This window comes from Mycobacterium sp. SM1 (assembly GCF_018361265.1).
GTDB lineage: Bacteria > Actinomycetota > Actinomycetes > Mycobacteriales > Mycobacteriaceae > Mycobacterium.
On record NZ_JAFLNH010000004.1, the window covers coordinates 113,051 to 136,828 of the forward strand.

Below are 23,778 nucleotides of genomic sequence, written 5' to 3' on the forward strand. Positions count from 1 at the left end.
AGAAACAGGTATTATGATTCGTTCTGCAAACATACAATAAACCTTATTGCGCTTTTATATTCTCAGGTTCTATGACCTGTAGCAATCGTGTTCGGTGCCAGTGGCTTAAACAAGTAGCTGGTGTCATGACTCCCGAAACGGGTCCGAAGCCGAAGGAGGGCCGGCGTTGCCGTCATCGGCTTCTGTGTGACTCGCCGCCATGGTGAACCCGGTTCGCGGCAACTCCGGCATTGCCAAGGCTCCTCATGTACGCCTATACTGACGTACTGATGTACTGATATATGTCTGGTGAGGCGTCACTCGGAGGAGGTCCCCGCGATGAGCGACATCGATCGCGTCAAAGCCCACGCTGAACGGTCCCACAGCTACGTCGCGCCCGCCGGACGGCTGACGCCCTCGGTCGCGGCGGCGCCCACCGAACCGGTCGCCATCGGGCGAACACGCAGCGCACGAACCCGGCGAACGGTCGACCTCACCCCCGCGCAGCACCGCGCGCTCGACATATGGCAGCGGGAAGCCGCCGACCGTCTCGGACTCGCCCGCGTCACCGGACAGGAGGTCCTCGCCGCACTCGTCGACCAACTGCTGACCGACCCCAAGCTCTCCGCGCAGATCACTCGGGCCATCCAGGCGGGACGGCGGTGAGCTTACGCGCCGCGCCTCCGCGGTTGACGCCTGCCGCGATGACCCGGCTGCGTTTCGGCCCGCGGGTCGACGACCGGACCTGAGCGATGCGGATGGGCGGGCCGGCGCGAATCACCAGCCTGGCGATACCGGCGAAACGCTCGCCGTCGATGATCGGCGAAAGCGCCTGCTCCTCGGCCTCGATGATCATCTCCGCGCCGGTGACGTCCCATACCAAAGGACCGCGGACGGTGCCGATGGTAAGCGCCGCGGCGAGCTGGGCGACGATGCTCGAGGGCCTGAGCTCTCCGGCTTGGAAATGCAGCGCACCGGGTTTGGCAGCCTTTGGGAAGAGCCGAAACGGACCGGCGATACGGAGGTCGATCGCGCCGGCGTGCAGCAAGCGATGGGCGCGCGTCGGAACTTCCCGGCCATCGATGATGACGCGCGCGCGGGTGGGTGCGAACAGGCGGGTCGCGTAGTTCGGCCTGCTCGAGCGCCCGGGAACGACCTTAGAGGTGAGGTAGTCGCCGACGGTGTGCGCGATCACGCGGGCGACGGCCATGCGGCCATGATCGGGATGGTCGTAGTACGCGTCATAGAACCGGTTGCCAACGCCTCCGGCGGCCAGTCCGAAGCACAGCCGGTGAAAGGGTGTGCCGTCATCGGTGACGCCGTCGAGCTGCAACGTGTCGAGGCAAACTTCGGGCGGCGGCCGGTCCGCCTCGGCGGCGGCCGTCAGTGCGCGCAGAATCGCATCGGCCCGGCCACGGACCCGTGCCTTGCGCGCGACAGCATTGACACTGCCGCCGTTGGTGGGCACAAATGTCGGCCAGCGTCGCGGATCGGTCACGCACTGCTGGATTTCGTTGAGCAACCAATGCAGCGCCCCGTCACCGCCGTCGCCCACGAGGTGGCTGACCCGCGGATAAAGCCGCGCCAGGATCCCGCGGAGCTCCGTGACGGACGCCGTTTCGTGCACCTCGCCCCACGCGCCGACAATGTGCCGCAGCTGGGCGGTGTGATCGCCGGGCGCGACACGATTTTTGCGGGCGAGCGGATTGACGATGACGCCTAGATACATCCGGACGTCACCAGCGCATGGCCGCCGGATTCGCACCGCCATGCCAACCGGCGATGGTTGCGGCGACGGCTCGCGAAGTGCCGCGTCCCACCTGAATCCTCCTCGGGCGGCTGGGGGCGCTTGGATCCGACTCGGGTGGCCGTGACCACGTGTGGGCTGCTAACCCAGACGATACCGCTACAGCTGGAGTTGGCCGTTGTTGGCCATTGCCGGGGTAACGGTTGCCCGGCCCGGTAGTCGCGTTCTTGCCCGGTTGGGTGCGCGGGATTTAGTTCCCCGTGTCCCTGGCCGGTGGCGGCTACTGGTGTTCGCTTGGTGGCTGTTGGGTTCGGCCTGGTCGGTAGCTCTCACCGCGTGTTCCTCTGGTCGCGTCGGTGTCACACCTTTCCGTCGCCGGGCCCTAAAGCCTTGGGCGCGACGCCCGATCACGGTGGCTGCTGCCTGGTGTCGGGTGAGGTTGGGGTAGGGGCGGCGCCAGTGCTTCTCGCCCGAGATGCTGCTGTAGGCGGGGTTGACCGCGAACAGGTGGATGCCGGCGCGGGCGGCCATGCTGGCGAGCCGGTTGCGGAACACCGCGGTGGGGATGCCAGACATCACGGCGCGACGGAACCGTTTCCCGGCCGCGCCGCGGCCCATGGTTTCCCGACCGGTGGCCCGCGCGTCGGCGAAGTCGAGGTCTTCGACCGCCAGCGTCGTGATGCCGTGCCGGCGGGCGTAGTGCGGCAGCCTGGTGATGGCGTGGCGCACGTGGGCGTCGCGGCGCGTCGAGCGGCCCGACAGGTCGATGCCGATGCGCTTGGCGGCCCCAACAGGGTTGCCGTGTGTCCAGGCGGCGCACGGCCAGGTGGCCGTCGTTGAGATCCACGCTCACCACCGGGCCTTCGGCGTACACATCGTCGCCGGCGGCGCCGGCCGCCCGGCCGGCCCAGCACGGCGCGCGGGGGATCGCCCAGCAAGCGGCCAGATACCGCCCGGCCCGGCCCGGGCGGCGGGTGATCGTGTACGAAATCGAGTTGCCGCCCGTGATCCGGTGGGCCCATTCGTCGCCGCGGTGCGCGAACACCGCGCGGGCTGACAGCACGTAGCGGCCACGGGCGGCGTTGGCCAGGCTCTCCAACGGTTTAGGCAATCAAATGCTGACCTGCCCGGCCGGGGTGACGGTAATGGTCAGGTTCCCAAACGGTTCGCCCGGGGAGCCGTTGGCGGTGATCCGGTAGCGCGCCGCCTGCCAATGCTGCCGCCACGCATCGGCGGTGAGCCCGGCATCGTCGAGCCGGTGGCGCTTTTTAGCGAGCCGTTTACCGCCGTCAACCACATGGACCCGACCCGCGGCGTGGTCGGCCTGCACGCGGGCGAGCTCGGCGCCTAGATGCTGCAGGCGGCGCTGCTTGTGGAATCGCTCGGCCTGAGTCGGGTAGCCCTTCGGATGTCGAGTCTTGCTGCGCGCCTTACGTTCTTCGGCGCTCAGGGTGTCACCGGTGGGGGCGGCCAGCCGTTTTTCGATCGTCGTGATCGCCGCCCGCAAACCGACAATATGGCGGCGCTGAGCGCCGCGGGCCAGCCGATACCGGTCGTCGTTAGCGGCGATGATCGCATTGGCCCGCCGGGCAGCAGACTGGGCGGTCAACCCCGCCTTGCGGGTGTTAAGCCGATCCCTGCGGGCGTGCCGCCGCGCCTCGGCATCAAAGACAGGCCCTATCGGTGTCGACCGCCAGGCCAAGTCCGCGCGCCGCAGCGCGCCCAGATGCTCGGCAACCAAGTCGAGCACGCGCTCGTCCTCGTCGGTGATCCGCAATCGGGTGCTAATCGCCACCCCGGACGGTCCGGCCGCCGGTTTGACTTCACGCCAGGCCCGCAGCTTGTCGGCCGTCATGCGGCATCACCGCTAGTGGCCTCGGCGCTCACCACTGCGCGTAATCGCTTCGCTTTGGCTGATCGCTGCCCGTAGAGGCGGCCAGCGAAGCTGGTCACGATCGCGATCATGTCGCGCACCAGTGCTGACTCCGCCGAATCGTCCTAGACGGCAAGGCCGCTGTAAGTCACACTCACCCCGTGTCCGGCCAGCAAGTGCTCGATCACCCCGACCCCGAAGCCTGCCAGCCGATCCGGGTGCTCGACCAGCGGCACGGTCACCGCGGGTTTCATGCACTCGGCCAGCGCTTTACCCAACCCAGCCCGACGGCCGGACAGCCCCGAGGCGACGTCGGTGAACACCACCAGATCCGCCCCGCCGAACTCCTTGAGCCCAGCCACCTGCCGGTCGAGATCGCCTTCGACCCTGCTGGCGCCGCGACGACACCCTCGCATACCCCACCATCCGCCCACCATCAGCGGGCGGATGGTGGCCGATCGCATCCAGATCGGCGATCCGGAAGATCCGCCGGCCACCGGCGCCGCGCGCATCCGGCAGCCGGCCTTCTTGCGTGTAGCGGCGCAACGTCCGCGTCGACACCCCCAATCGCAACGCCGCCGACGTCGCCGACACGTAATCATCCGGGCGCCGATTGGCCACTCAGCCCACCAACCCCGCAACAGGCGCGTGCACGTCACCGCTCTCGTCGTCGATGGGGCCCAGCCCGGCCAACACCACCGCCAGCCGCTCGGCGCGAGACCAGTCGCGGCGAGCCGCCAGCAGCATGCCAGGCAAGGCCGACAATGGGGCACCCATGTCGACAACCTTCTCCGGATCCAGTACTGGGCACTCGATCTCGGTCCACTCATATAACGCCTGGCACGCCAAGGCCATGACCTCAGCCGGGACGCCATCGAACGTGCGACCACGATAATCGGGCCCAGCGTCTCGCGCCGGCACGCCAGCAATAACCTCGAGGGCCTCAACATCGCCTGCCAGCACCAGCCCCGCGATGACGTAGCCATGCGCGAGGCTTTCTAATGCCCAATACTCGTGCCAGGCATCAGCCCAGGTCTCGGCATCCAGGCCGGCACCAGACACATAGGTGGCTTTCGTGTTCCCATTCGGGGCATCGAACAAATCGCCCAGCGTCCCCGGCTCCCGATAGACGCCGTGCTCGCGGCACCACTGTTCGTTACGCCCAGACAACGAGACCCGCGTTTGGCCCGCTCCCGGTTCGTCTCATCCGCCCGCCGGGCATGAGTCGACACGTCATAACCGCAGTCCCACACCTCGGTATCGGCCGCAGCGGCGTCTAGTGCGTCGCGCAGATAGTTGAGCAGATTCACCTTGGCGAAATCACGTGCGAATACCGACGCCGACTCGGTGATGGCCGGATACCCCACCGTCGCGCGGCGCGTGAGCACCGCCTCTAACCGCGCGGCACGCTGCCGTTCCTCTTCGGCCCGCACCGCCGCCAACGCCGCCCGAGCAGCACACAACCACTGCCGATGATCCCGTCGCGCATTAACAACATCACGAACCGTCCACGGCCGGCCCAGATCAGGCACATCCGCCACTGCCACCGCCAAGCGCTTCGCCACAGCCTGAAGCATCCCCGGTGTCATGCACACCTGGTTACGTGTGACCGGTGTGCTTTCCGGCCTGGAGTCGAGCGTAGTGCTCGGCCTCGGCTTCCGCGGGCGGGATGCGGCCCAGGCGGTGCATCAGCCTGCGGTCGTTGTACCAGCTGACCCACGCCGAGGTCATGTTCTCCAGGTCGGAGAGGGTGCGGATCGGGCCGGTGCGAAACGGGGAGCCTGGGCGCACGCACTCGGTTTTGTAGAGCCCGATCGTGGTTTCGCAGAGCGCGTTGTCCAGGGCGTCGCCGACGGTACCGATCGACGGTATCAGCCCCTCAAGCATCAGCGTCTCACCGTAATGTATTGCGGTGTACTGGCTTCCGGCGTCGCTATGATGGATCGTGTCGTTGAACGGATAGCCTTGACGGGCGCGGAACGCCGCGGCGTGGCGCAGGGCGCGCTCGACGAAGCCGGTGTCTTTGGTCATCGAGCACTCCCAGCCGGGGATCAGCCCGGCGTAGGCGTCGACGACGAACGCGGTGTAGCCGAACCCGCCGGTGTCGAGCGCGACGTAGGTGAAGTCAGCTACCTCCAGCAGGTTGGGTGCGGCAACGCGCCACCGCCGGCCCACCAGGTCCGGCGCTCGGGCCGCGGCCGAGTCGCGCTCGGTGGTACGCGGCGGGCGGCGAGCACGGGTGACACCCCGCCAACCGTTGCGGCGCATGATCCGTTCCACCGTGCGCCGGGCCACCGGGATGCCCTGCCGCTGCAGATGCGCCCACATCTTCAAGCTGCCGTAGAGGCTCTCCGGTGGGCGTTTCCCGTCGGCGTCAGGCTCGTAGTAGCCGGCCAGGATCTCGGTGATCGTGGTGTCCCACAGGGCCCGTTTCGACGGCGCCGACGAGCGGTGCGCCCAGTAGGTGCGCGGGGCGATCGCCACGCCCTGGATACCCAGGGCGCGGCAGATCGGTACGACCCCGAATTCCTTACGATGTTCGTCGATGAACGCACAGATCAGCGGTGTAGCGGGTCGCACTCCCGCGCGAAGAAACTCGTTGCGGCCTTGAGTATTTCGATAGTCTGCTCAAGCTCCCGGTTCTTCTTACGCAGCTCACGCAGCTCCCGGCTCTCCTCGCTGGACATCCCCGCTGCTTCACCGGCGTCGATCTCGGCTTGACGCACCCACTTGCGTAGCGTCTCGGTATGCATCCCCAGCCGGCCGGAGATCGCCTTGAGCGCCGCCCACTCTGAGTCGTAGTCGTCGCGGTGTTCGCGCACCAACCGCACGGCCCTGGCCTTGGTGTTCTCGTCGTACTTGCTCGGCATCGCGCCATCCTTCCCAACAAAGGAAGTGCGCATAAAACCGGGGACGGTTCAGCCTCCACCGTCAACTCCTGATTGGGATTCTGCGCCCGCGCCTACTTCGACCTCGACCGACTCACCCAGCCTCACCCCCACGCACTAACCACGAATACTGCGGCCAACAATGGCTAACAAACCAGCACTAAACAAGCCGCCACGCGGAACACGCACACATAATCTCAAACAGGTCCGACATTTAGCCTCGGTGTGAGTCCACGGGCAGGTCCGAGGGTCCGACTGGGACACCTGGTGATCCCTGAGATTTGAGCGGCCTCCCGTGGACTTTGGTGTCTGGTCGTGCGGTGTTGTTGTTCGGGAACTTGGAGCCAGCCCGTGGTGTGGACTCCTGCTTAGAGAATGTCTGGACCGTGGCCGTGGCGCTCAGTCACCTGGTGATCTGGAAGAGCTTGTGGCAGGAGGGTTTTTCAGTGGCATTGACGTTGGGGATCGACGTCGCGGTCCGGGCGGCGCATCAGGCGACGCTGGCCCGTGACGGCAAGACGGTGTGGCGGGGCCGTAAGTTCTTGACCCGCCCCGACGAGCTGGAGCGGGTGTGGGCCGATGTGGGTGCCGAGGATCCAGGCGAGCTGACGGTGGTGCTCGAGCCCACCAGAAACGCCTGGATTGTGGTGGCGGAGTGGTTTCGCCGGCGCGGCGCGAAGGTGGTGATGGTGCCGACGACTCAGTCAGCGGACCTGGGCAAGTACTACTCCAAGCACGCCAAGAACGACCGGATCGACTCAGAGCTGTTGGCCCGGCTGGCGCTGCTGCACCCTGAAGGATTGCGTCCCTACACCGGGCAAGGCCCAGCTGATCCGTTGCGGCGGCTCACCAAGCAGCGTTCCACGATGGTCAAGCGCCGCACCGCGGTCTATGCCCGCCTCGACTCCCTCATCGAGCTGCTGGGACCGTCCTGGTATGCGGTGCTCGGGTCGAACTACGGCAACGCCGCGCTGCAGTTTCTGGCGCACTACGCCAATCCCCACGCAGTGATCCGGCTCGGCCAGGCCAGGCTGGCCAGGTTTCTCGCCACGCGGTCCCGTGGCGCCTGGCGTGACGAGCATGCCGCCGGCCTGATCGTCGCGGCCAAAGAAACCCTCGCCCTGTGGAATGTCGACGGCACCGATGAGATGAACTTCGCCGAACTGGCCGCCGACATCGCCCACGAGGCCGAACAAGCGCTGTTTTTGACCCGTCAGATCAAAGAGATCGACGAACGGATCGCAAACCTCTACGCCGAGGCCGACCCGCAGGGGATTGTCGCGTCCGCGCCCGGCCTCGGAGCCACCATCAGCGCGGTCATCGCCGGCCGGATCGGTGATCCGCACCGGTTCACCTCGCTCGCGGCGATCCGCGCCTACACCGGACTGCTCCCGAAAGTCAGCCAATCGGGGGTGGTCAAGACCGAGTCGTCGATCACCAAGGCCGGCGACCCGCTGCTACGCGAAATGCTTTACACCGCAGCCGATCAGGCGCGCAAAGTCGATCCCCAATTTGCCGCGAAGTACCACCGTCTAATGGCCGGGGACCGCCACCACGACTCGGCGATCTGCCACCTGGCCACCATGCTGATCACCCGCATCGCCACCTGCATGCGCAACGGGCAGCCCTACCAACTGCGCGACGTCGATGGCACCGCGATCACCGAATCGGAAGGCCGAGCCATCGTCAAAGAGCGCTACCAACTCGATCCCCGCCGCCGCGACCACGTCCGCCACAAACTCATGCGCCAGCGCCGCAAAAAGGCGGGCCAGGAGTCACAGGAGTCGCCACGCGCTCTAACATCCCAGCCCGCTAAACGCAAGCCTACGAACCCCCAAGTGGCTTGACTTCAGTTAGGAACTCAAAACCCGAATGACCACTACCGGCCAACAAAACCGCTAGCAGTTCCAAACCCGTCCGGCGTGCGCGGCAGGGTCATCCCGGTCGCCAGAACGTCCCCCCGGACCGGATTAGGGTGAGTGCCATGTTGCGTCCTGCAAGTTGGACTGGACTAGCGGGTGAGAGTCCCGCCCCGGTAGGCACCGGAGCGCCGGGTAGCAGGCCCCGGTTCGTCGTCGAGAGGCGGCGGGCTAAGGGGGGTGTCAAAAGCCTCTTTGGAGGGAGCAAGTGTGCGGGCCGTAGTGTCATCCGACGCGAGTCCTGCAGCCTCGTCAAAGTCACAACGGAGGAGCCGAGCCGCTCATGTCACGGCGAAGGCCCATGTCTGTCGAGCCCTGGTCCGGGGTCAGCTCGGCGGGTCCTTCCGGGGTACGGGGAGCGGCACGTGCGCATAGTTCAGTCGGGAACAGGAGAGGCCCGTCTGCCCAGCCTGTGTCGGGCAAAGACCAAGGGTATAAGCCGATGGTGAAATCACTTGGAGGGCAGCGGGAGTCCGAGGGGGTCGTAGTACCGCTGATCGGCGTGAGAGACACGCCGGGAGGGAAGGGCCCCTGCTTTGATCACGCGTGTGAAGCGGGTAAGCGTGAGGGCATGACCGGGTTTGCTCGGTCCAACTACCCCGGCAGACCGCGGTCTGCCGTAGCCGTCGAAGAGCCGTTGGTGGTCTCGCCGGTGAAAGTGCAACAACTGCAACGGGCGCTATGGGCTGCGGCCAAGCAGTCTTTAGGTCGGCGTTTCCACGCCCTGTTTGACCGTATCTGCAGGGGTGACGTCCTGTGGGAGGCGTGGTTTCGCGTGTGCAAGAACAAGGGTGCGGCCGGGGTGGATCGGATCACCCTGGCCGCGGTGGAGGACTATGGCGTGGACCGCATGTTGCGTGAGTTGCGTCGTGACCTTCGCTCGGGTCGTTACCGTCCGGCGCCGGCGCGTCGGGTGGAGATTCCGAAACCACAGGGCGGTAAGCGGCCGTTGGGGATTCCCACGGTGCGAGACCGGGTGGCTCAGGCGGCGGCCAAGATCGTGCTGGAACCGATTTTCGAGGCGGACTTTGTGTCGTGCTCGTATGGGTTTCGGCCGAAACGGTCGGCGACGATGGCCAAGGAACGCTTGCGGACCGGGTTCATCGAGGGCTACCAGTTCGTGGCCGAGTTTGATATCGCCAATTTCTTCGGCGAGATCGACCACGTCCGGCTACTGGCCGAGGTCGGTAGGCGGGTCTCGGATCGGCGGGTGCTCAAACTGCTGCGCTTGTGGCTGCAAGCAGGGGTGATGGTCGAAGGTGTGCTGGAGCGGACGGTCGCGGGCACACCGCAGGGCGGGGTGATCTCGCCGCTGTTGGCCAACATCTACTTGCACGTGCTTGACACCGAACTGTCCCGCCGTGGGGTGGGTGAGTTGGTGCGCTACGCCGATGACGGTGTGGTGCTGTGCCGTAGCGCGGCACAAGCCGAGCACGCCTTGGCGGCGGTGGGAGAAATCCTGGCGTCGTTGGGGTTGCGGCTGCATCCGGACAAGACGAAGGTGGTCGACCTGCGGGAGGGCCGGGAGGGCCTGGATTTTCTGGGCTGTCACTTCCGGGCTCGCATGTCGGGGCGGTTATGGGAGCAGAAGCGGGTCATCCGCTACTACCTGCACCGCTGGCCCTCACAGCGGGCCATGGCCCGATTACGGGCCAAGGTTCGTGACCGTACCGGACGCAACCGGGTCGGGATGGACATCCGCGATGTGATCGCGGATTTGAACCCGATCCTGCGCGGGTGGGGCAACTACTTTCGCACCGGCAACGCCGCCGACAAGTTCCGCCAGATCGACTGGTACGTGGTACGGCGCCTGTTTCGCCTGATGGTGAAGAAGCGTGGCCGCAACCTGCGTGCCGGGCAAGTCGATCAGTGGACCGAGGAGTGGTTTAACGGGCACGGCCTGCACCGCTTGCGAGGCACCATCCGCTACCCGAAGGCTGCGTAACCATGTCCAGAAGATCATCGGTCAGCCGTGCGCGGGAAAACCGCACGCACGGATGGAAAGGGGGATGGGGAAACAGGCCTGCATTGCAGGTACTGCGCCCCTGACTACCAATGGCTGGGTGGACCGCGGCAGAGCTACCCTCGTTCACCGGACGCAGCGTCATCGTCACGGGCGCGAGCAGCGGGCTGGGCGAGGTGACCGCTTGTGAGCTGGCCCGCGTCGGCGCCCGTGTCATCCTGGCGGTGCGTAACACCGACAAAGGCGAAGCCGCCGCCGAGCGCATGCGGGGGCCCGCAACCGGCCCGGTCGAGGTGCGCCAGCTCGACCTGCAGGACCTCTCCTCGGTGCGGCGCTTCGCCGACGGGATAGATACCGTCGACGTCCTGGTGAACAACGCCGGCATCATGGCCACCAAATACGCGCTCACCGTCGATGGCTTCGAGGCCCAGATCGCCACTAATCACCTGGGCCATTTCGCATTGACCAACCTGCTGCTGCCCCGCATCACCGACCGGGTGGTCACCGTGTCCTCGCTGCTGCACGCCATTGGCTACATCAGCCTCAAAGACCTGAACTGGCAATCGCGGCCGTATTCGGCTTGGCTGGCCTACGGCCAATCCAAGCTCGCCAATCTGCTGTTTACCAGCGAACTTCAGCGACGCCTGGACGCCGTCGGCTCGCCGCTGCGCGCGCTGGCCGCTCATCCGGGCTATTCGCACACCAACCTGCAAGGCCACTCCGGCCGCAAGTTGGGCGACGCGCTGATACTGGCCCTCACCCGCGTGGTGTCCACCGATGCCGACTTCGGCGCCCGGCAAACGCTGTACGCGGTATCGCAGGAGCTACCGGGCAACACGTTTGTCGGCCCGCGATTCGGCCTGTACGGGCGCACCCGGCCAACCTGGCGCAGCTGGCCGGCCCGACGGGCCACCACCGCCGCCGCACTGTGGGAGCTGTCCGAAAAGCTCACCGGCACCGCATTTCCGCTCTGATCGATCAGATCAGCTTGTGGTTCGGCTCTCCGATCAGCTGACGCGCTGCCGGGCGGCGGCCATGCCGCCCGCCACACCCAATCAGAGGATCAACAGCATCCGTGAGTTGCCCAACGTGTTCGGTTTGACGTAGCTCAAATCCAGAAACTCGGCGACGCCGAGATCATACGAGCGGCGCATCTCCTCGTACACCTCGGCGGTGACCGGCGTGCCCTCGATCTCGGTGAACCCGTGTTTGGCGAAGAACTCGGTCTCGAAGGTCAGCACGAACAGGCGCCGCAGCTGCAGGTCGCGGGCGACCTCGATGAGCCGGTCGACGATCGCATGACCGATACCGCGACCGGTCATGGTGGGGTCGACCGCGACGGTACGCACTTCGCCGAGATCAGACCACAACACATGCAGTGCCCCGCACCCGACCACGTCGCCGCGGTGCTCGGCCACCCAGAATTCCTGGACGGCCTCGTAGAGTGTCACCAGGTTTTTTTCCAGCAAGATTTTCCCCGCGTAAATGTCCACGAGTCGCTTGATCGCCGGGACGTCGGAGGTTCGCGCGCGCCGCACCAGTGGCCGGTAGCCCTGGAGATTCACGGGTGCACAGTATCGGCATGCGGTACCCCGCCAACCGAGCACCCGTTATTCTGAGGCGGTGTCGGGGCAGCCGCAAACCGGTCCACTGGTAAAGCGCACCCGCATCACCAACTTCGCCAATGTGCTTACCGGCTTGCGGCTGGCGCTCGTCCCGATGTTCCTGATTGCGCTGTTCGCCGGGGGTGGACACGAAACCGACAGTCGTACAGCGGCTTTCGTGATCTTTGCGGTCGCTGTCATCACCGATCGGTTCGACGGCGCGCTGGCCCGTAACTACGGCATGGTGACCGAACTGGGTGCGTTAGCCGATCCGATCGCCGACAAGGCTCTCATCGGTGCGGCGCTGATCGGGCTGTCGATGCTCCGTGATCTGCCGTGGTGGGTGACGATACTGATCTTGGTCCGCGAGCTCGGTGTTACCGTCTTGCGCTTCGCTGTCCTGCGCCGCGGTGTCATCCCCGCCAGTTGGGGCGGCAAACTCAAGACCTTCGTCCAGGCGGTGGCGATCGGGCTGTTCGTGTTGCCGCTGTCGGGATCTTGGCTGGTGGCGGCGGGAGTGGTGATGGCTGCGGCGGTGGTGCTGACCGTGCTCACCGGCATCGACTATGTCGCATCAGCTGCCAAGGAGGTCCGCGGGACGATCCGCTGATCTGCAACGATCGCTGGAGCGTTGCGATGCGGGACTGGCGGCTGGTGTCTGGGCGCCGTTGACCGTTGCCCCCGGTGCGGCGGGGGTGTGAGCCGACGGCAGCCGGATCGGGGGAACCTACACCACCGCCGCCGGCGTTAATCTTACGGTTTATCTCTACGACCGCTGCTGATCAGGCTGGACAGGACGAAGGGAAGCACAATGGCGTCCCTATTGCGCGAACTCATCGGCGGCGTGCTGCGCCGCACCCGGATTTCGCAAGGCCGGACGCTGCGTGAGGTGTCGGATTCCGCGCGGGTAAGCCTGGGGTATCTTTCCGAGGTCGAACGCGGCCGAAAAGAGGCCTCGAGCGAGTTGCTGAACGCGATCTGTGACGCGCTGGAGCTGCCGTTGTCGGAAGTGCTCATCGATGTCGGTGAGCAGATGGCACGTCAGGAGCGGGCGGCTCCCACCGAGGCCGCCGCCGCCCACATCGACGAGAGCACCAAGGTTGTCATTCCGCCGGTGTCGCCGTTGGCGGTAGCTTGAGGCCGGCGCCGCGTGGGCATATGCGCAACGCGGGTGTGGCGGCCCACGCAGAACCGATACATTAGGCGCCGAGGCGGGCGCAGTAGTCAAGCGAGTAGTCAAGCGGCGATCCGGACAGATCGGGAGGATCCGGACAGAAACGAAGGCGGAGCTAACTGATGGCCAATCCGTTCGTCAAAGCCTGGAAGTACCTCATGGCACTGTTCAGCGCGAAGATCGACGAGCACGCAGACCCCAAGGTGCAAATCCAGCAGGCCATAGAGGAAGCGCAGCGTCAGCATCAGGCGCTAACACAGCAGGCGGCCCAAGTCATCGGCAACCAGCGGCAGCTGGAGATGCGGCTGAACCGGCAGCTGGCAGACGTGGAAAAGCTGCAGGTCAACGTGCGCCAGGCGGTGACATTAGCCGATCAGGCCGCCGCCGCCGGAGACACCGCCAAGGCCACCGAATACAACAACGCGGCCGAGGCCTTCGCCGCCCAGCTGGTGACCGCCGAGCAAAGCGTCCAGGACCTCAAGGCGTTGCATGATCAGGCTCTGAGCGCGGCCGCCCAGGCCAAAAAGGCCGTCGAGCAAAACGCGATGGTGTTGCAGCAGAAGATCGCCGAGCGCACCAAGCTGCTGAGCCAGCTCGAGCAGGCGAAGATGCAGGAACAGGTGAGCGCCTCGCTACGCTCGATGAGCGAGCTCGCCGCCCCGGGGACCACGCCGACGCTGGACGAGGTGCGCGAGAAGATCGAACGTCGTTACGCCAACGCGATCGGCGCGGCCGAACTCGCGCAGAACTCGGTGCAAGGCCGCATGCTCGAGGTCGAGCAGGCCACCGTGCAGATGGCCGGGCACGCCCGGCTGGAGCAGATCCGCGCGTCTATGCGTGGTGAGGCCTTGCCGGCGGGCAGGCAGGCAGAGGGGCCCGCGGCAATCCCGGCCACTCCGGCAAGCACCGAGACCACCGTCGCCGCGACGACCGAGACACCTCCCGGTCAGCAGTCGGCGGATGGTCAGATGTGACCCGCGGCCGGGTGGCAGGCTGGGGGTGCCGGGCGGTGGCGCCCACTGGCGCAGCGGGGCCGGACCGTCAATGAGGTCACTGAGATAATCGGTTGGCGGCCCGCCTAGTACGCCGGAGTCAGAAGCTCGCCTTGAGCGACGGCACCATCATCGCGGCCAGACCGCGTACTGTCGCCCTGAGCATCGCCAAGAAGTCAAAGTAGTCGCGCCACAAGGTGATCCGCCCGTCCTGGATCTCGAAGACGCCACAGACCCAGAGCTGCAGCCGCAGCGGGCCGATGATCAGCGCGTCGGTGCGTTCGGTGAGTACCGCCGAACCGTCGGCAGCGATGCGGTGGATCTTGGCCTCGAACCCGATGCGTCCCTGCATCCAGCGAAACAGCCGCATCGCTTTGCTGCGACCGTAGATGGTGGGCAAGCCGACGTTCTGGTAGACCAAATCATCGGCCAATACCGCATCGACCGTCTCGAGATCCCCGGCGGCCAGTGCTCGTAGCAGCGCTTCGACGGTGCGGGTATTCTCTGCAGCGATCGACTCGGTCATGGGGTTATAGCGTAGCTACTTCGCCCCGAAAAAGGTCCTGGGTGCTCGTCCGGGCTCGACGCGGCCGAATCCCGGTCATGGTCCTGTTTCCCCGCTCTTCCAGCGCTTTTCCGGCTCCGTTCCGGTCTCTTGCGTGATGGAGGCCGGTGGAGGCGCGCCGGATCGGGCTGGGATGGCCTTCACCGCCGTGGTGTCAGCGCGCACCTTGTCCAGCGTCACCACCTGCTCCGCGGCGGCTTTGACCAGCAGCGCCCAGTTCAGCGCCTCGATCATCTCGGGCCCGCAGCGGGCGGTGATCGTGCCCAGCGCGCACGGGTGCGGCACCGTCGTGCCCAGCGCGATCCGGCACAACCGCGACCAGGAGATCCAATCAGCGACCTCCCGGCACAACGTCTCTCGCCCCAGCCGGTAGCGGTGCTTGAGGAACATCATCCGCGGATAGGTCTTGATCGGGATCGACGGACCTCCAAGCAGCGGGCAGAAGTGGACTCGGTAAGGCGCGAAGAACGCCGGGTCGTCCAGCGGCTCGTGCACCGCTGCCAGCTCCTTGGGCAGAGCCTGGTCTCCCGGCGGCAGGATCGTCTCCCAGAGTGTCTGCTGCGGGTTCGTGGTCACCAACATGAGGCCTGGATTCGATTACACCTCAAGCGATTTCGACGATTATCCCGTCATTCGCCCAGTTCAGGCGGAAGGCGCGCCAACATACCTGCAGGTCAAGGCCACAATCCCGGCAGCCTTTTTCGGGGCGAAGTGGCGAGCGGTGGTGACCCGCTGCGCCCGGTTCGCGGTGCTGGTGAGCGCCGCGGGCCTGGCGCTGTGGAAGGGTAAGGGCCGTGCGTGTCGCCGTGGTTGCCGGGCCGGATCCCGGCCACGCGCTTCCCGCTATCGCCTTGTGCCAACGCTTCGCGGTGGCGGGCGACACCCCCACCCTGCTCACCGGGGCGAACTGGTTCGATGCCGCCCACGCCGCCGGTATCGCGGCCGTAGAACTGGACGGGCTCGAGCCCACCGAGGAGGACCGTGACGCCGGATACCGAATCCATCGGCGGGCGGCGCGGATGGCCGTGCTCAACGTGTCCCGGTTAGATGCCCTGGCGCCCGATTTGGTGGTGTCTGACGTGATTACCGCAAGTGGGGGCATGGCCGCCGAGTTACTGGGGATCCCGTGGGTCGAGCTCAACCCGCACCCGCTGTACCTGCCCTCGAAAGGGTTGCCCCCGCTGGGCAGCGGATTGGCGCCCGGTAAAGGGGTTGCGGGCCGGGTGCGTGACGCCATGATGCGAACGCTGTCCGCACGATCCTGGCGTCAGGGTTTGCGCCAGCGAGAAGTGGCGCGGGCTGAAATCGGCCTGCCAGCGCGTGACCCCGGCCCGCTGCGCCGGCTGATCGCCACCCTGCCGGCGCTGGAGATTCCGCGCCCGGACTGGCCACCGGAGGCGGTCGTGGTAGGCCCGCTGCACTACGAACCGACCGACCGGCTGCTGCCGATCCCACCCGGCCGCGGGCCGGTTGTGGTGGTCGCCCCGTCCACGGCGGCCACCGGGACCGCCGGGTTGGCCGAAGTTTCGCTGCAGTGCCTCATCCCGGGACGAAGCCTGCCACCGGGGTCGCGGCTGGTGGTGTCGCGGTTGAGCGGGGGGGAGCTGACGTTGCCGCGGTGGGCGGTGGCCGGGCTGGGGCGCCAGGACGAGCTGCTGCGCCATGCCGATGTGGTGATCTGCGGCGGCGGGCACGGGATGGTGACCAAGTCGCTGCTCGCCGGGGTTCCGCTGGTCGTGGTTCCCGGCGGTGGGGATCAATGGGAGATCGCCAGCCGGGTGGCCCGCCAGGGCGCCGGGCGGCTGATTCGGCCGTTAACCGCTGACGCGCTGGCCGCGGCGGTCGGCGAGGTGCTGTCGTCGCCCCGCTATCGCCAGGCCGCGCGGGCGGCGGCCGCCAGCATCACCACCGTCGCCGATGCGGTGCAGGTGTGCCACGACGCGTTGGCGTCGGCGCGGTAGGTTGAATCGCTGTAGGTTGAATGACGTGCGCCTGACGGAGTTTCACGAACGGGTCACCTTGCGGTTCGGTGCGGCGTACGGGGCATCGGTGTTGCTCGATCACGTGCTGAGCGGCTTCGGCGGCCGCACGGCCGCTGAGGCGATCGAGGACGGCGTGGACCCGCGTGACGTATGGCGGGCGCTGTGCGTCGACTTCGACGTCCCCCGCGATCAATGGTGACGGCGCGGTGAGCCGGTGGGCGTGCCGGCCCCGCTATCGCGGCCTCACCTGCCCGCAGGGGTTTCCGGCCAGCCACCCGCCTCCCTGGCGTGCGGATTCGCGGACCGGGAGCAAGTCAATGGTCAATGGATGTGTGGCGACGATGACGCGATGCCGGCCTAGGTGAGAGGCTACTTGTGAACCACTGGCCACCAATTTCCAAAAGGCCAGTACCCGTAAAGATAGAGCCAGCCGGTTATCGCAACTTCTATTCCTACGAAATACGTCATCGCTATCGTGGGCTTCAATATCCAGGGAGGCTTGACGGCGTGGAGTTGGTAAAACAGGTACCACAATGTCCCGTAGCTAATCCACTCGAATGCCCAGCCCAGATCGCCACCCAGCAGGGCTTTTATGGCGTACGGGACCGTAACAAACGCGACCAACGCGCAGTAGATCCCCAGCGCCCTCTGGTCGGTTGCTCCCCTCACGGCGTTCCAGCCGGTCCATAAATAGGTCACACCGAACAGCACCCCACCGGCCGCGAGCGGGTAGTTATGTTCGACGAGTCCGAAATATAGCGCTGTTCCTGTTGCCAGAACACCGACAAATAAATTGAAAATTCCTGCATCATACGCGTCTGCTTTACCCCGCAACCATGCCGCATTCACAATCAGGATCATTCCGATAAACAGGTAATCCACCCCTAAGAAACTGCCGTTCAATACGGACCTCCCAATATCCGAAAATATCTTCGCGCCTCATCTTAGGCTGAGCGCCGATTTTCCAGGAAAGTTTGCGGAAGTTCGCAGTGAGGTGATCATTCGATCGCATTTGCTAGCCGCATTTGCCGTCCAGCTGGCGGCGGTTTTCGGCAAAGCGGCCGGGCAGCAGCCGGCGCAGGAGTTCCGCACCACGTCGCATCGCAGCGTCCCGCGGTGCCGCCGGGGACCCTGACCGTGATTTTCCGGATCTCGACCGTCGCACGGCGCGCCTACTTGCCATCGAACACACGTTCGCTAATGTGATAGGGGTTCGACGGTAAAGATGCTGGCCAGGCTACTTGTCGGCGGCTGCCTCTAGGGTCACGGCCAACCGATCGACACCGGTCGACCGAACACCAACCACAGGAGACACCACTATGACGCAAGCCCCCGATCGTGAGAAGGCGCTCGAGCTGGCGGTGGCCCAGATCGAGAAGAGCTACGGCAAAGGGTCGGTGATGCGCCTCGGCGACGAGGTGCGTCAGCCGATCTCGGTGATACCGACTGGGTCCATCGCACTGGACGCGGCCCTGGGCATCGGTGGCCTGCCCCGTGGACGGATCGTGGAGATCTATGGGCCGGAGTCCTCGGGGAAGACCACCGTCGCCCTGCACGCGGTGGCCAACGCCCAGGCCGCCGGTGGCATTGCGGCGTTCATCGATGCCGAACATGCGCTGGACCCGGAGTACGCCAAGAAGCTCGGTGTGGATACCGATTCGCTGCTGGTCAGTCAACCCGACACCGGTGAGCAGGCGCTGGAGATCGCCGACATGCTGGTGCGGTCCGGTGCGCTGGACATCTTGGTGGTCGACTCGGTGGCCGCGTTGGTGCCGCGGGCGGAGATCGAGGGCGAGATGGGTGACAGCCACGTCGGCCTGCAGGCCCGGCTGATGAGCCAGGCGATGCGGAAAATGGCTGGCGCGCTGAATAATTCAGGAACAACGGCGATCTTCATCAACCAGTTGCGCGAGAAGGTCGGCGTGTTATTCGGAAGTCCCGAAACCACTACTGGCGGAAAGGCTTTGAAATTCTATGCGTCGGTGAGACTGGACGTCAGGAGAATCGAGACGCTCAAGGACGGCACCGAGGCGGTCGGTAACCGCACCCGGGCCAAAGTCGTCAAGAACAAGTGCCTCGCAGAGGGTACTCGGATCTTCGATCCGCTGACCGGCACGACACATCGTATTGAGGATGTCGTCAACGGGCGGAAGCGCATCCATGTCGTGGCCGCGGCCAAAGATGGCACGCTGCAGGCACGACCCGTGGTGTCCTGGTTCGACCAGGGAACGCAGGATGTGATCGGGTTGCGCATCGCCGGTGGCGCAACCGTTTGGGCAACACCCGATCACAAAGTGCTGACGGAATACGGCTGGCGCCAGGCCGGGGAACTCCGCAGGGGAGACCGGGTGGCGCAACCGCGGTCCTTCGGCGGATTCGGTGGCCATGCGCCCATTTCGCTGGCTCAAGCGCGGTTGCTCGGCTATCTGATCGCGGACTCCTACGCGAGTGGTACGCCCCCAGTGCACTTCATCAATGTTGACCAGGCACTCAGTGATGACGTGGCACGAATCGCTACGGCGCTCGGTTGCGCGGCCCATCCGCAGGGGCGCGGCTCCCTTGCGCTCACGCGTCGGCCCGGCGAGCACGACGGTGTGCTAGACCTGTGCCAGCGGGCCGGTATCTACGAAAAGCCCACGTGGGAGAAGACGATTCCTAACTGGATTTTCGAGCCCGACACCGCTGCCGATATCGTCGGCAATTTACTGTTCGGCCTGTTCGAGGGCGGTGGCTGGATAGGCCGGGAACCGACCGGAGCGCCACGAGCCGGATACGCCACGACCTCTGAACAGCTTGCCCACCAGATTCATTGGCTGCTGCTGAGATTCGGAATCGTGAGCATCGTCCGCGATTACGATCCGGCCCGAAAATCGCCGAGTACCATCATCGGCCGACAGATCCAGGGCCGCCGGGTGTGGATGGTCCGGATCGCGGGTATGGAGAACGTGAGGGCATTCGCGCAATCAGTTCCTATGTGGGGGCCCCGCGGTAGCGCCCTTGTCCAGGCGGTTTCACAGGCCATGCGGGGAAGGCGGTGTGGATCGCCGGTGACATACCTGTCCGCGGAGGTGACCGACGCCGTGCTGAACTACCTTCATGAGCGCGGCGTGGGCGTACGGCAGGCGGCGGCGATCATCGGCGCGGGCGCCGGGAGCGCTGGTGGCGGAATGCGGCGGGTCTTAGGAGGTGTCGGCCGGCTGCGCAGGGATCGTGTGCAGGCGCTTGCGGATGCCCTGGATGACACGTTTCTGCGTGATGTGCTGGCGGAAGAACTGCGGTACTCGGTGATTCGAGAAGTACTGCCGGCGCGGCGGATGCGGACGTTCGACCTCGAGGTCGAGGAGCTGCACAACCTCATCGTGGACGGGGTTGTCGTGCATAACTGTGCGCCACCATTCAAGCAGGCCGAATTCGACATCCTCTACGGCAAGGGCATCAGCAGGGAGGGCTCGCTGATCGACATGGGCGTGGACCAGGGCTTCATTCGCAAGTCCGGTTCCTGGTTCACCTACGAGGGCGAGCAACTCGGTCAGGGCAAGGAGAATGCGCGTAACTTCCTGCGGGAAAACGCCGACGTCGCCAACGAGATCGAGAAGAAGATCAAAGAAAAGCTCGGCATTGGCGCGGTGGTGACCGATGACGACGTCTTACCCGCACCCGTCGATTTCTGACCCGTCTCGCGAGGAGCGGGCGCGGGCGTTATGCCTGCGCCTGCTCACCGTGCGGTCACGAACCCGGGCCGAATTATCCGGGCAGCTGGCGAAACGCGGATACCCCGACGACATCAGCGAGCGGGTGTTAGATCGACTGGCCGCGGTCGGGCTGGTCGATGACGCAGACTTCGCCGAACGGTGGGTGCGTTTCAGGCGGGCCAACGCGGGAAAAAGCAAGCGCGCACTGGCCGCCGAGCTGCAGGCCAAGGGTATCGACGAGGATCTCATCGACGCGGCGCTGGACGATATCGACGCGGGCGTCGAGCGGGACCGGGCCGAGCGCGCGGTGCGGGCCCGGCTAAGACGGGAGACCCTCACCGACGATGATGCGAAGGTGTGTCGCCGGCTGGTGGCGATGTTGGCCCGCCGCGGCTACGACCGGGCGATGGCCTACGAGGTAGTAAGCACCGAGCTGGCCGCCGAACGCGACCGTCGCCGGGTGTAGCTCGGCGGCGGCCGCACCGGCCGCCGCCAAGGCGAGGACGACTGGCCTGGGTGCTGATCCCCACGATGTCGTGCGACAACGTCGGGAGCGGCTCGCCGTGGTCGGGGGTAGGCGACCAACCCGGGAGCTGTCTAGTCGCCGTACCATGGCCCCGTGACGTCAACGGTGGCGCAGGGCCAGACGGGGGCGGGAACCGCAGACCGGTGCTCGCCCGGGCGCGGGCGCACCTATCAGGTACGCACCTACGGCTGCCAGATGAACGTCCATGATTCCGAGCGGTTGGCGGGCCTCCTGGAAGCGGCGGGCTACCGGCGCGCGCCGGAGGGCTCTGACGCAGACGTGGTGGTTTTCAACACCTGCGCCGTGCGCGAGAATGCCGACAATAAGCTCTACGGCAACCTCAGCCACCTGGCGCCGCGCAAACACCGTAACCCGGACATGCAGATCGCGGTCGGGGGCTGCCTGGCCCAAAAGGACCGAGAAACGGTGCTGCGCAAAGCGCCGTGGGTCGACGTTGTCTTCGGAACCCACAACATCGCTGCGCTGCCGACGCTGCTGGAGCGGGCGCGTCACAACAAGGCCGCGCAGGTGGAAATCGCCGAGGCGCTGCAGCAGTTTCCCTCTACGCTGCCATCGGTTCGCGAATCGGCGTATTCGGCCTGGGTTTCCATCTCCGTGGGCTGCAACAATCGCTGCACGTTCTGCATCGTCCCGTCGCTGCGCGGGAAGGAGGTGGACCGCAGCCCAGCGGATATCCTGGCCGAGATCCGGGCGCTGGTAGATACCGGTGTGCTCGAAGTCACCTTGCTGGGGCAAAACGTTAACGCGTACGGGGTCTCCTTCGCCGATCCACGCCTGCCGCGCAATCGTCGCGCTTTCGCCGAACTGCTGCGCGCATGCGGGCGAATTGACGGGCTCGAGCGGGTCCGGTTCACTTCCCCGCATCCGGCCGAATTCAGCGACGACGTCATCGAGGCGATGGCGGAAACCCCCAACGTCTGTCCGGCCTTGCATATGCCGCTGCAGTCCGGTTCCGACCGGATCTTGCGGGCGATGCGACGGTCTTATCGCGCCGAGCGTTTCCTGAGTATCATCGATCGGGTGCGGGCGGCCATACCGCAGGCCGCGATCACCACCGATGTGATCGTCGGTTTCCCCGGTGAGACCGAACAGGACTTCGCTGCCACACTGGAAGTTGTACGGCAAGCGCGGTTCGCGGGCGCATTCACCTTCCAGTATTCCAAACGTCCGGGCACGCCGGCGGCCGAACTGGCCGATCAGGTTCCCAAGGCTGTTGTGCAGGAACGCTACAACAGGTTGGTGGCACTGCAGGAGCAGATCGCTCTGGAGGAGAATCGCGCCCAGATCGGCCGGACCGTCGAGTTGTTGGTGGCCACCGGTGAAGGCCGCAAGGACGCCCGTACAGCGCGGATGAGCGGCCGGGCACGGGATGGCCGGCTGGTGCACTTCACCCCCGACGGACAGCAGGTGCGGCCCGGCGACATCGTCACCACGGTGGTCACCGACGCCGCGCCGCACCATCTCATCGCGGACTCGGGCATCCGCACTTGTCGCCGTACCCGTGCCGGGGACGGGTACGCCGCCGGGCAACGCGGGGCAGTCGGCCTCGGCATGCCCGGTATCGGACGGTCGGCAAGCCCGGCCAGTGAAACCGGGTGTACTCCATGAATGCCGGTCCGAAGCCGGATGGCTTCGACGCGTTCAAGACCGACATCGAAGAGGCGGAACGCCGTATCGCCCGCGAAATCGACCCGGGCGCACGGGCTGTGGTTGTCGCCGTCCTGGTATTCGTGCTGCTGGGGTCGTTTATTCTGCCGCACACCGGCGACGTCAACGGCTGGGACGTGCTGTTTAGCACACATGGTGCCCACGCGGCCGCGGTGACGTTGCCGTCACGGATGTTCGGCTGGCTGGCGCTGGTGTTCGGCGTCGGCTTTTCGATGCTGGCCCTGCTGACCCGGCGCTGGGCGTTGGCCTGGGTGGCACTTGCGGGGACCGCGGTGGCCAGTGCCGGCGGGTTGCTGGCCGTGTGGTCACGACAGACCGCGGCCGCCGGGCATCCGGGCCCCGGTGTTGGACTTGTCATCGCGTGGATCACGGTGATCTTGCTGACATTTCACTGGGCCCGGGTGGTGGGCTCTCGCACCATCGTCCAGCTTGCCGCCGAGCAGGAACGCCGCCGTGCCAGCGCGGCGCAACACTGCAAGACCCCACCGGAAAGCCCGGCCAGCCCCGCGGCCGATGATGGCCGGCCCAAGCCGGAACGCGATAGTCCGGAGTGGGGTTAAGCTCGCCGGGCCAGGGGCGTTCGGGGCGTTCGAAGACGGAGACGGGACGGGCGGGGACACGCCTTAAAGCGTGTCGAACAACTTTGGTGAGTGTTCGGCACCGCCATTCTCGGGCGTTCCTGGGTTCAGGCCGCGGGCGCGGTGTGAACTCGGCACCGCCATTCTCGGGCGTTCCTGGGTTCAGGCCGCGGGCGCGGTGTGAACTCGGTTCCCGCGTCAGCCGGGCTGGTGTCACCAACACGTGGGTGTTGGCCAGAGCCGTCCCGTCGGCGGGCAGTGGTGGCCCGGCCTCCTGCTTGGGGGTCCGGGGATCGGTTCGGGTGATGGGTGCGGCCCCAGCGGGCCAGATTCGTCGCGGCGTTGGTGTCTGGGGCGCCGGTATGCCCGCAACCACAGGTGAACACCCGATCGGCCAGCGTCATCTCGGTGTTGACCGCGCCGCATCGCGGGCACAGCCGGGTCGATGGGATACCAGCGGTCGGCCTCGATGAGCTGCCCGCCGCGCCAGGCCTGCCGGTAGCGCGGCATCCGGGCGAGCTCGGCCCAGCCGGCATCGCAGATCGCGCGGGCCGGCCGGTGGTTGGCCAGCATTCCTGTCACGTTCAGGTTTTCGATGACGATCCGG

23 protein-coding genes, 2 pseudogenes and 1 other annotated feature are annotated in these 23,778 nt (G+C 66.1%); of the genes and pseudogenes, 13 read left to right on the forward strand and 12 right to left on the reverse strand.

Annotation, left to right across the window (positions count from 1 at the left end; genetic code table 11):
* Positions 1-318 precede the first annotated feature (318 nt).
* Entirely contained in the window at positions 319-645 is a 327-nt protein-coding gene (locus MSM1_RS16975) for a hypothetical protein (RefSeq protein WP_213444734.1), read from the forward strand.
* Positions 646-679: 34 nt separating this feature from the next.
* Here the strand turns inward: MSM1_RS16975 and MSM1_RS16980 are convergent.
* The 7 genes and pseudogenes from MSM1_RS16980 to MSM1_RS17010 form a co-directional block, all read right to left on the reverse strand.
* Positions 680-1,708: pseudogene (locus MSM1_RS16980) on the reverse strand (retinol dehydrogenase); the annotation flags it as partial.
* A 177-nt stretch (positions 1,709-1,885) separates the two neighbouring features.
* Positions 1,886-2,455 (reverse strand): hypothetical protein, encoded by a 570-nt coding sequence (locus MSM1_RS16985; protein ID WP_213444735.1) that lies wholly within the window; start codon positions 2,453-2,455, stop codon positions 1,886-1,888.
* 382 nt (positions 2,456-2,837) lie between these two features.
* Positions 2,838-3,581, reverse strand: coding sequence for a hypothetical protein (locus MSM1_RS16990; RefSeq protein WP_213444737.1), 744 nt, complete (start codon positions 3,579-3,581; stop codon positions 2,838-2,840).
* A 143-nt stretch (positions 3,582-3,724) separates the two neighbouring features.
* Positions 3,725-4,111 carry a recombinase family protein gene (locus MSM1_RS22080; RefSeq protein WP_236056385.1) on the reverse strand — a complete coding sequence of 129 codons (387 nt, stop codon included), beginning with the start codon at positions 4,109-4,111 and terminating at the stop codon, positions 3,725-3,727.
* Positions 4,112-4,115: 4 nt separating this feature from the next.
* Positions 4,116-4,220 (reverse strand): annotated as a pseudogene (locus MSM1_RS23045) (hypothetical protein); the annotation flags it as partial.
* Positions 4,221-4,769 carry a hypothetical protein gene (locus tag MSM1_RS17005; protein WP_213444739.1) on the reverse strand — a complete coding sequence of 183 codons (549 nt, stop codon included), beginning with the start codon at positions 4,767-4,769 and terminating at the stop codon, positions 4,221-4,223.
* 429 nt (positions 4,770-5,198) lie between these two features.
* Positions 5,199-6,469, reverse strand: a protein-coding gene (locus MSM1_RS17010) for an IS3 family transposase (protein ID WP_213444741.1) whose coding sequence is annotated in 2 segments (ribosomal slippage) — positions 5,199-6,196 and positions 6,196-6,469 — 1,272 coding nt in all. Because the reading frame shifts where the segments join, the coding sequence is not laid out codon by codon here.
* Positions 6,069-6,200: a sequence feature (AL1L pseudoknot), on the reverse strand. It overlaps the preceding gene by 132 nt.
* A gap of 464 nt (positions 6,470-6,933) precedes the next feature.
* On the opposite strand from MSM1_RS17010, the gene MSM1_RS17015 reads away from it, so the two are divergent.
* From MSM1_RS17015 to MSM1_RS17025, 3 genes are all read left to right on the forward strand, one after another.
* Positions 6,934-8,334, forward strand: coding sequence for an IS110 family transposase (locus MSM1_RS17015; RefSeq protein ID WP_213445661.1), 1,401 nt, complete (start codon positions 6,934-6,936; stop codon positions 8,332-8,334).
* Positions 8,335-8,977: 643 nt separating this feature from the next.
* On the forward strand, positions 8,978-10,351 hold the full coding sequence (ltrA, locus tag MSM1_RS17020; RefSeq protein WP_213444743.1) for a group II intron reverse transcriptase/maturase: 1,374 nt from the start codon (positions 8,978-8,980) through the stop codon (positions 10,349-10,351).
* A 110-nt stretch (positions 10,352-10,461) separates the two neighbouring features.
* Positions 10,462-11,343 (forward strand): oxidoreductase, encoded by an 882-nt coding sequence (locus tag MSM1_RS17025; RefSeq protein ID WP_213444745.1) that lies wholly within the window; start codon positions 10,462-10,464, stop codon positions 11,341-11,343.
* 81 nt (positions 11,344-11,424) lie between these two features.
* Here the strand turns inward: MSM1_RS17025 and MSM1_RS17030 are convergent, their stop codons facing one another.
* Positions 11,425-11,934: an amino-acid N-acetyltransferase gene (locus MSM1_RS17030; RefSeq protein ID WP_213444747.1), complete on the reverse strand. Its 510-nt coding sequence runs from the start codon at positions 11,932-11,934 to the stop codon at positions 11,425-11,427.
* Positions 11,935-11,992: 58 nt separating this feature from the next.
* Here MSM1_RS17030 and pgsA point away from each other — a divergent pair, with 58 nt between their 5' ends.
* From pgsA to pspA, 3 genes are all read left to right on the forward strand, one after another.
* Positions 11,993-12,583: a CDP-diacylglycerol--glycerol-3-phosphate 3-phosphatidyltransferase gene (gene pgsA, locus MSM1_RS17035; RefSeq protein WP_213444749.1), complete on the forward strand. Its 591-nt coding sequence runs from the start codon at positions 11,993-11,995 to the stop codon at positions 12,581-12,583.
* 201 nt (positions 12,584-12,784) lie between these two features.
* Positions 12,785-13,111: a transcriptional regulator ClgR gene (clgR, locus tag MSM1_RS17040; RefSeq protein WP_213444751.1), complete on the forward strand. Its 327-nt coding sequence runs from the start codon at positions 12,785-12,787 to the stop codon at positions 13,109-13,111.
* 158 nt (positions 13,112-13,269) lie between these two features.
* Complete coding sequence (pspA, locus tag MSM1_RS17045; RefSeq protein ID WP_213444753.1) at positions 13,270-14,121, forward strand: phage shock protein PspA; 852 nt, start codon at positions 13,270-13,272, stop codon at positions 14,119-14,121.
* Between the two features lie 118 nt (positions 14,122-14,239).
* On the opposite strand, the gene MSM1_RS17050 is transcribed toward pspA, so the two are convergent.
* Positions 14,240-14,665, reverse strand: coding sequence for a limonene-1,2-epoxide hydrolase family protein (locus MSM1_RS17050; protein ID WP_213444755.1), 426 nt, complete (start codon positions 14,663-14,665; stop codon positions 14,240-14,242).
* A 75-nt stretch (positions 14,666-14,740) separates the two neighbouring features.
* Positions 14,741-15,286, reverse strand: coding sequence for a transposase (locus MSM1_RS17055; protein WP_213444757.1), 546 nt, complete (start codon positions 15,284-15,286; stop codon positions 14,741-14,743).
* 212 nt (positions 15,287-15,498) lie between these two features.
* Between MSM1_RS17055 and MSM1_RS17060 the strand changes: the two genes are divergently transcribed.
* Positions 15,499-16,665: a glycosyltransferase gene (locus tag MSM1_RS17060; RefSeq protein ID WP_213444759.1), complete on the forward strand. Its 1,167-nt coding sequence runs from the start codon at positions 15,499-15,501 to the stop codon at positions 16,663-16,665.
* Positions 16,666-16,681: 16 nt separating this feature from the next.
* Positions 16,682-16,885, forward strand: a complete 204-nt coding sequence (locus MSM1_RS17065; RefSeq protein WP_236056839.1) for a DUF3046 domain-containing protein — start codon at positions 16,682-16,684, stop codon at positions 16,883-16,885.
* Positions 16,886-17,055: 170 nt separating this feature from the next.
* On the opposite strand, the gene MSM1_RS17070 is transcribed toward MSM1_RS17065, so the two are convergent.
* Positions 17,056-17,568, reverse strand: a complete 513-nt coding sequence (locus MSM1_RS17070; protein ID WP_213444763.1) for an AmiS/UreI family transporter — start codon at positions 17,566-17,568, stop codon at positions 17,056-17,058.
* 437 nt (positions 17,569-18,005) lie between these two features.
* On the opposite strand from MSM1_RS17070, the gene recA reads away from it, so the two are divergent.
* From recA to MSM1_RS17090, 4 genes are all read left to right on the forward strand, one after another.
* A complete protein-coding gene (gene recA, locus MSM1_RS17075) occupies positions 18,006-20,357 on the forward strand; it encodes an intein-containing recombinase RecA (RefSeq protein WP_213444765.1) in 2,352 nt (783 codons plus the stop codon).
* Entirely contained in the window at positions 20,323-20,844 is a 522-nt protein-coding gene (gene recX, locus MSM1_RS17080; protein ID WP_213444767.1) for a recombination regulator RecX, read from the forward strand. Before recA ends, recX begins: the two co-directional genes overlap by 35 nt.
* A gap of 153 nt (positions 20,845-20,997) precedes the next feature.
* A complete protein-coding gene (gene miaB, locus MSM1_RS17085; protein ID WP_213444769.1) occupies positions 20,998-22,533 on the forward strand; it encodes a tRNA (N6-isopentenyl adenosine(37)-C2)-methylthiotransferase MiaB in 1,536 nt (511 codons plus the stop codon).
* Positions 22,530-23,153 (forward strand): hypothetical protein, encoded by a 624-nt coding sequence (locus MSM1_RS17090; RefSeq protein WP_213444772.1) that lies wholly within the window; start codon positions 22,530-22,532, stop codon positions 23,151-23,153. The genes miaB and MSM1_RS17090 overlap by 4 nt, the downstream gene beginning before the upstream one ends.
* A gap of 125 nt (positions 23,154-23,278) precedes the next feature.
* Here the strand turns inward: MSM1_RS17090 and MSM1_RS23050 are convergent, their stop codons facing one another.
* On the reverse strand, positions 23,279-23,707 hold the full coding sequence (locus tag MSM1_RS23050) for a zinc ribbon domain-containing protein (protein ID WP_374101748.1): 429 nt from the start codon (positions 23,705-23,707) through the stop codon (positions 23,279-23,281).
* Positions 23,708-23,778 lie beyond the last annotated feature (71 nt).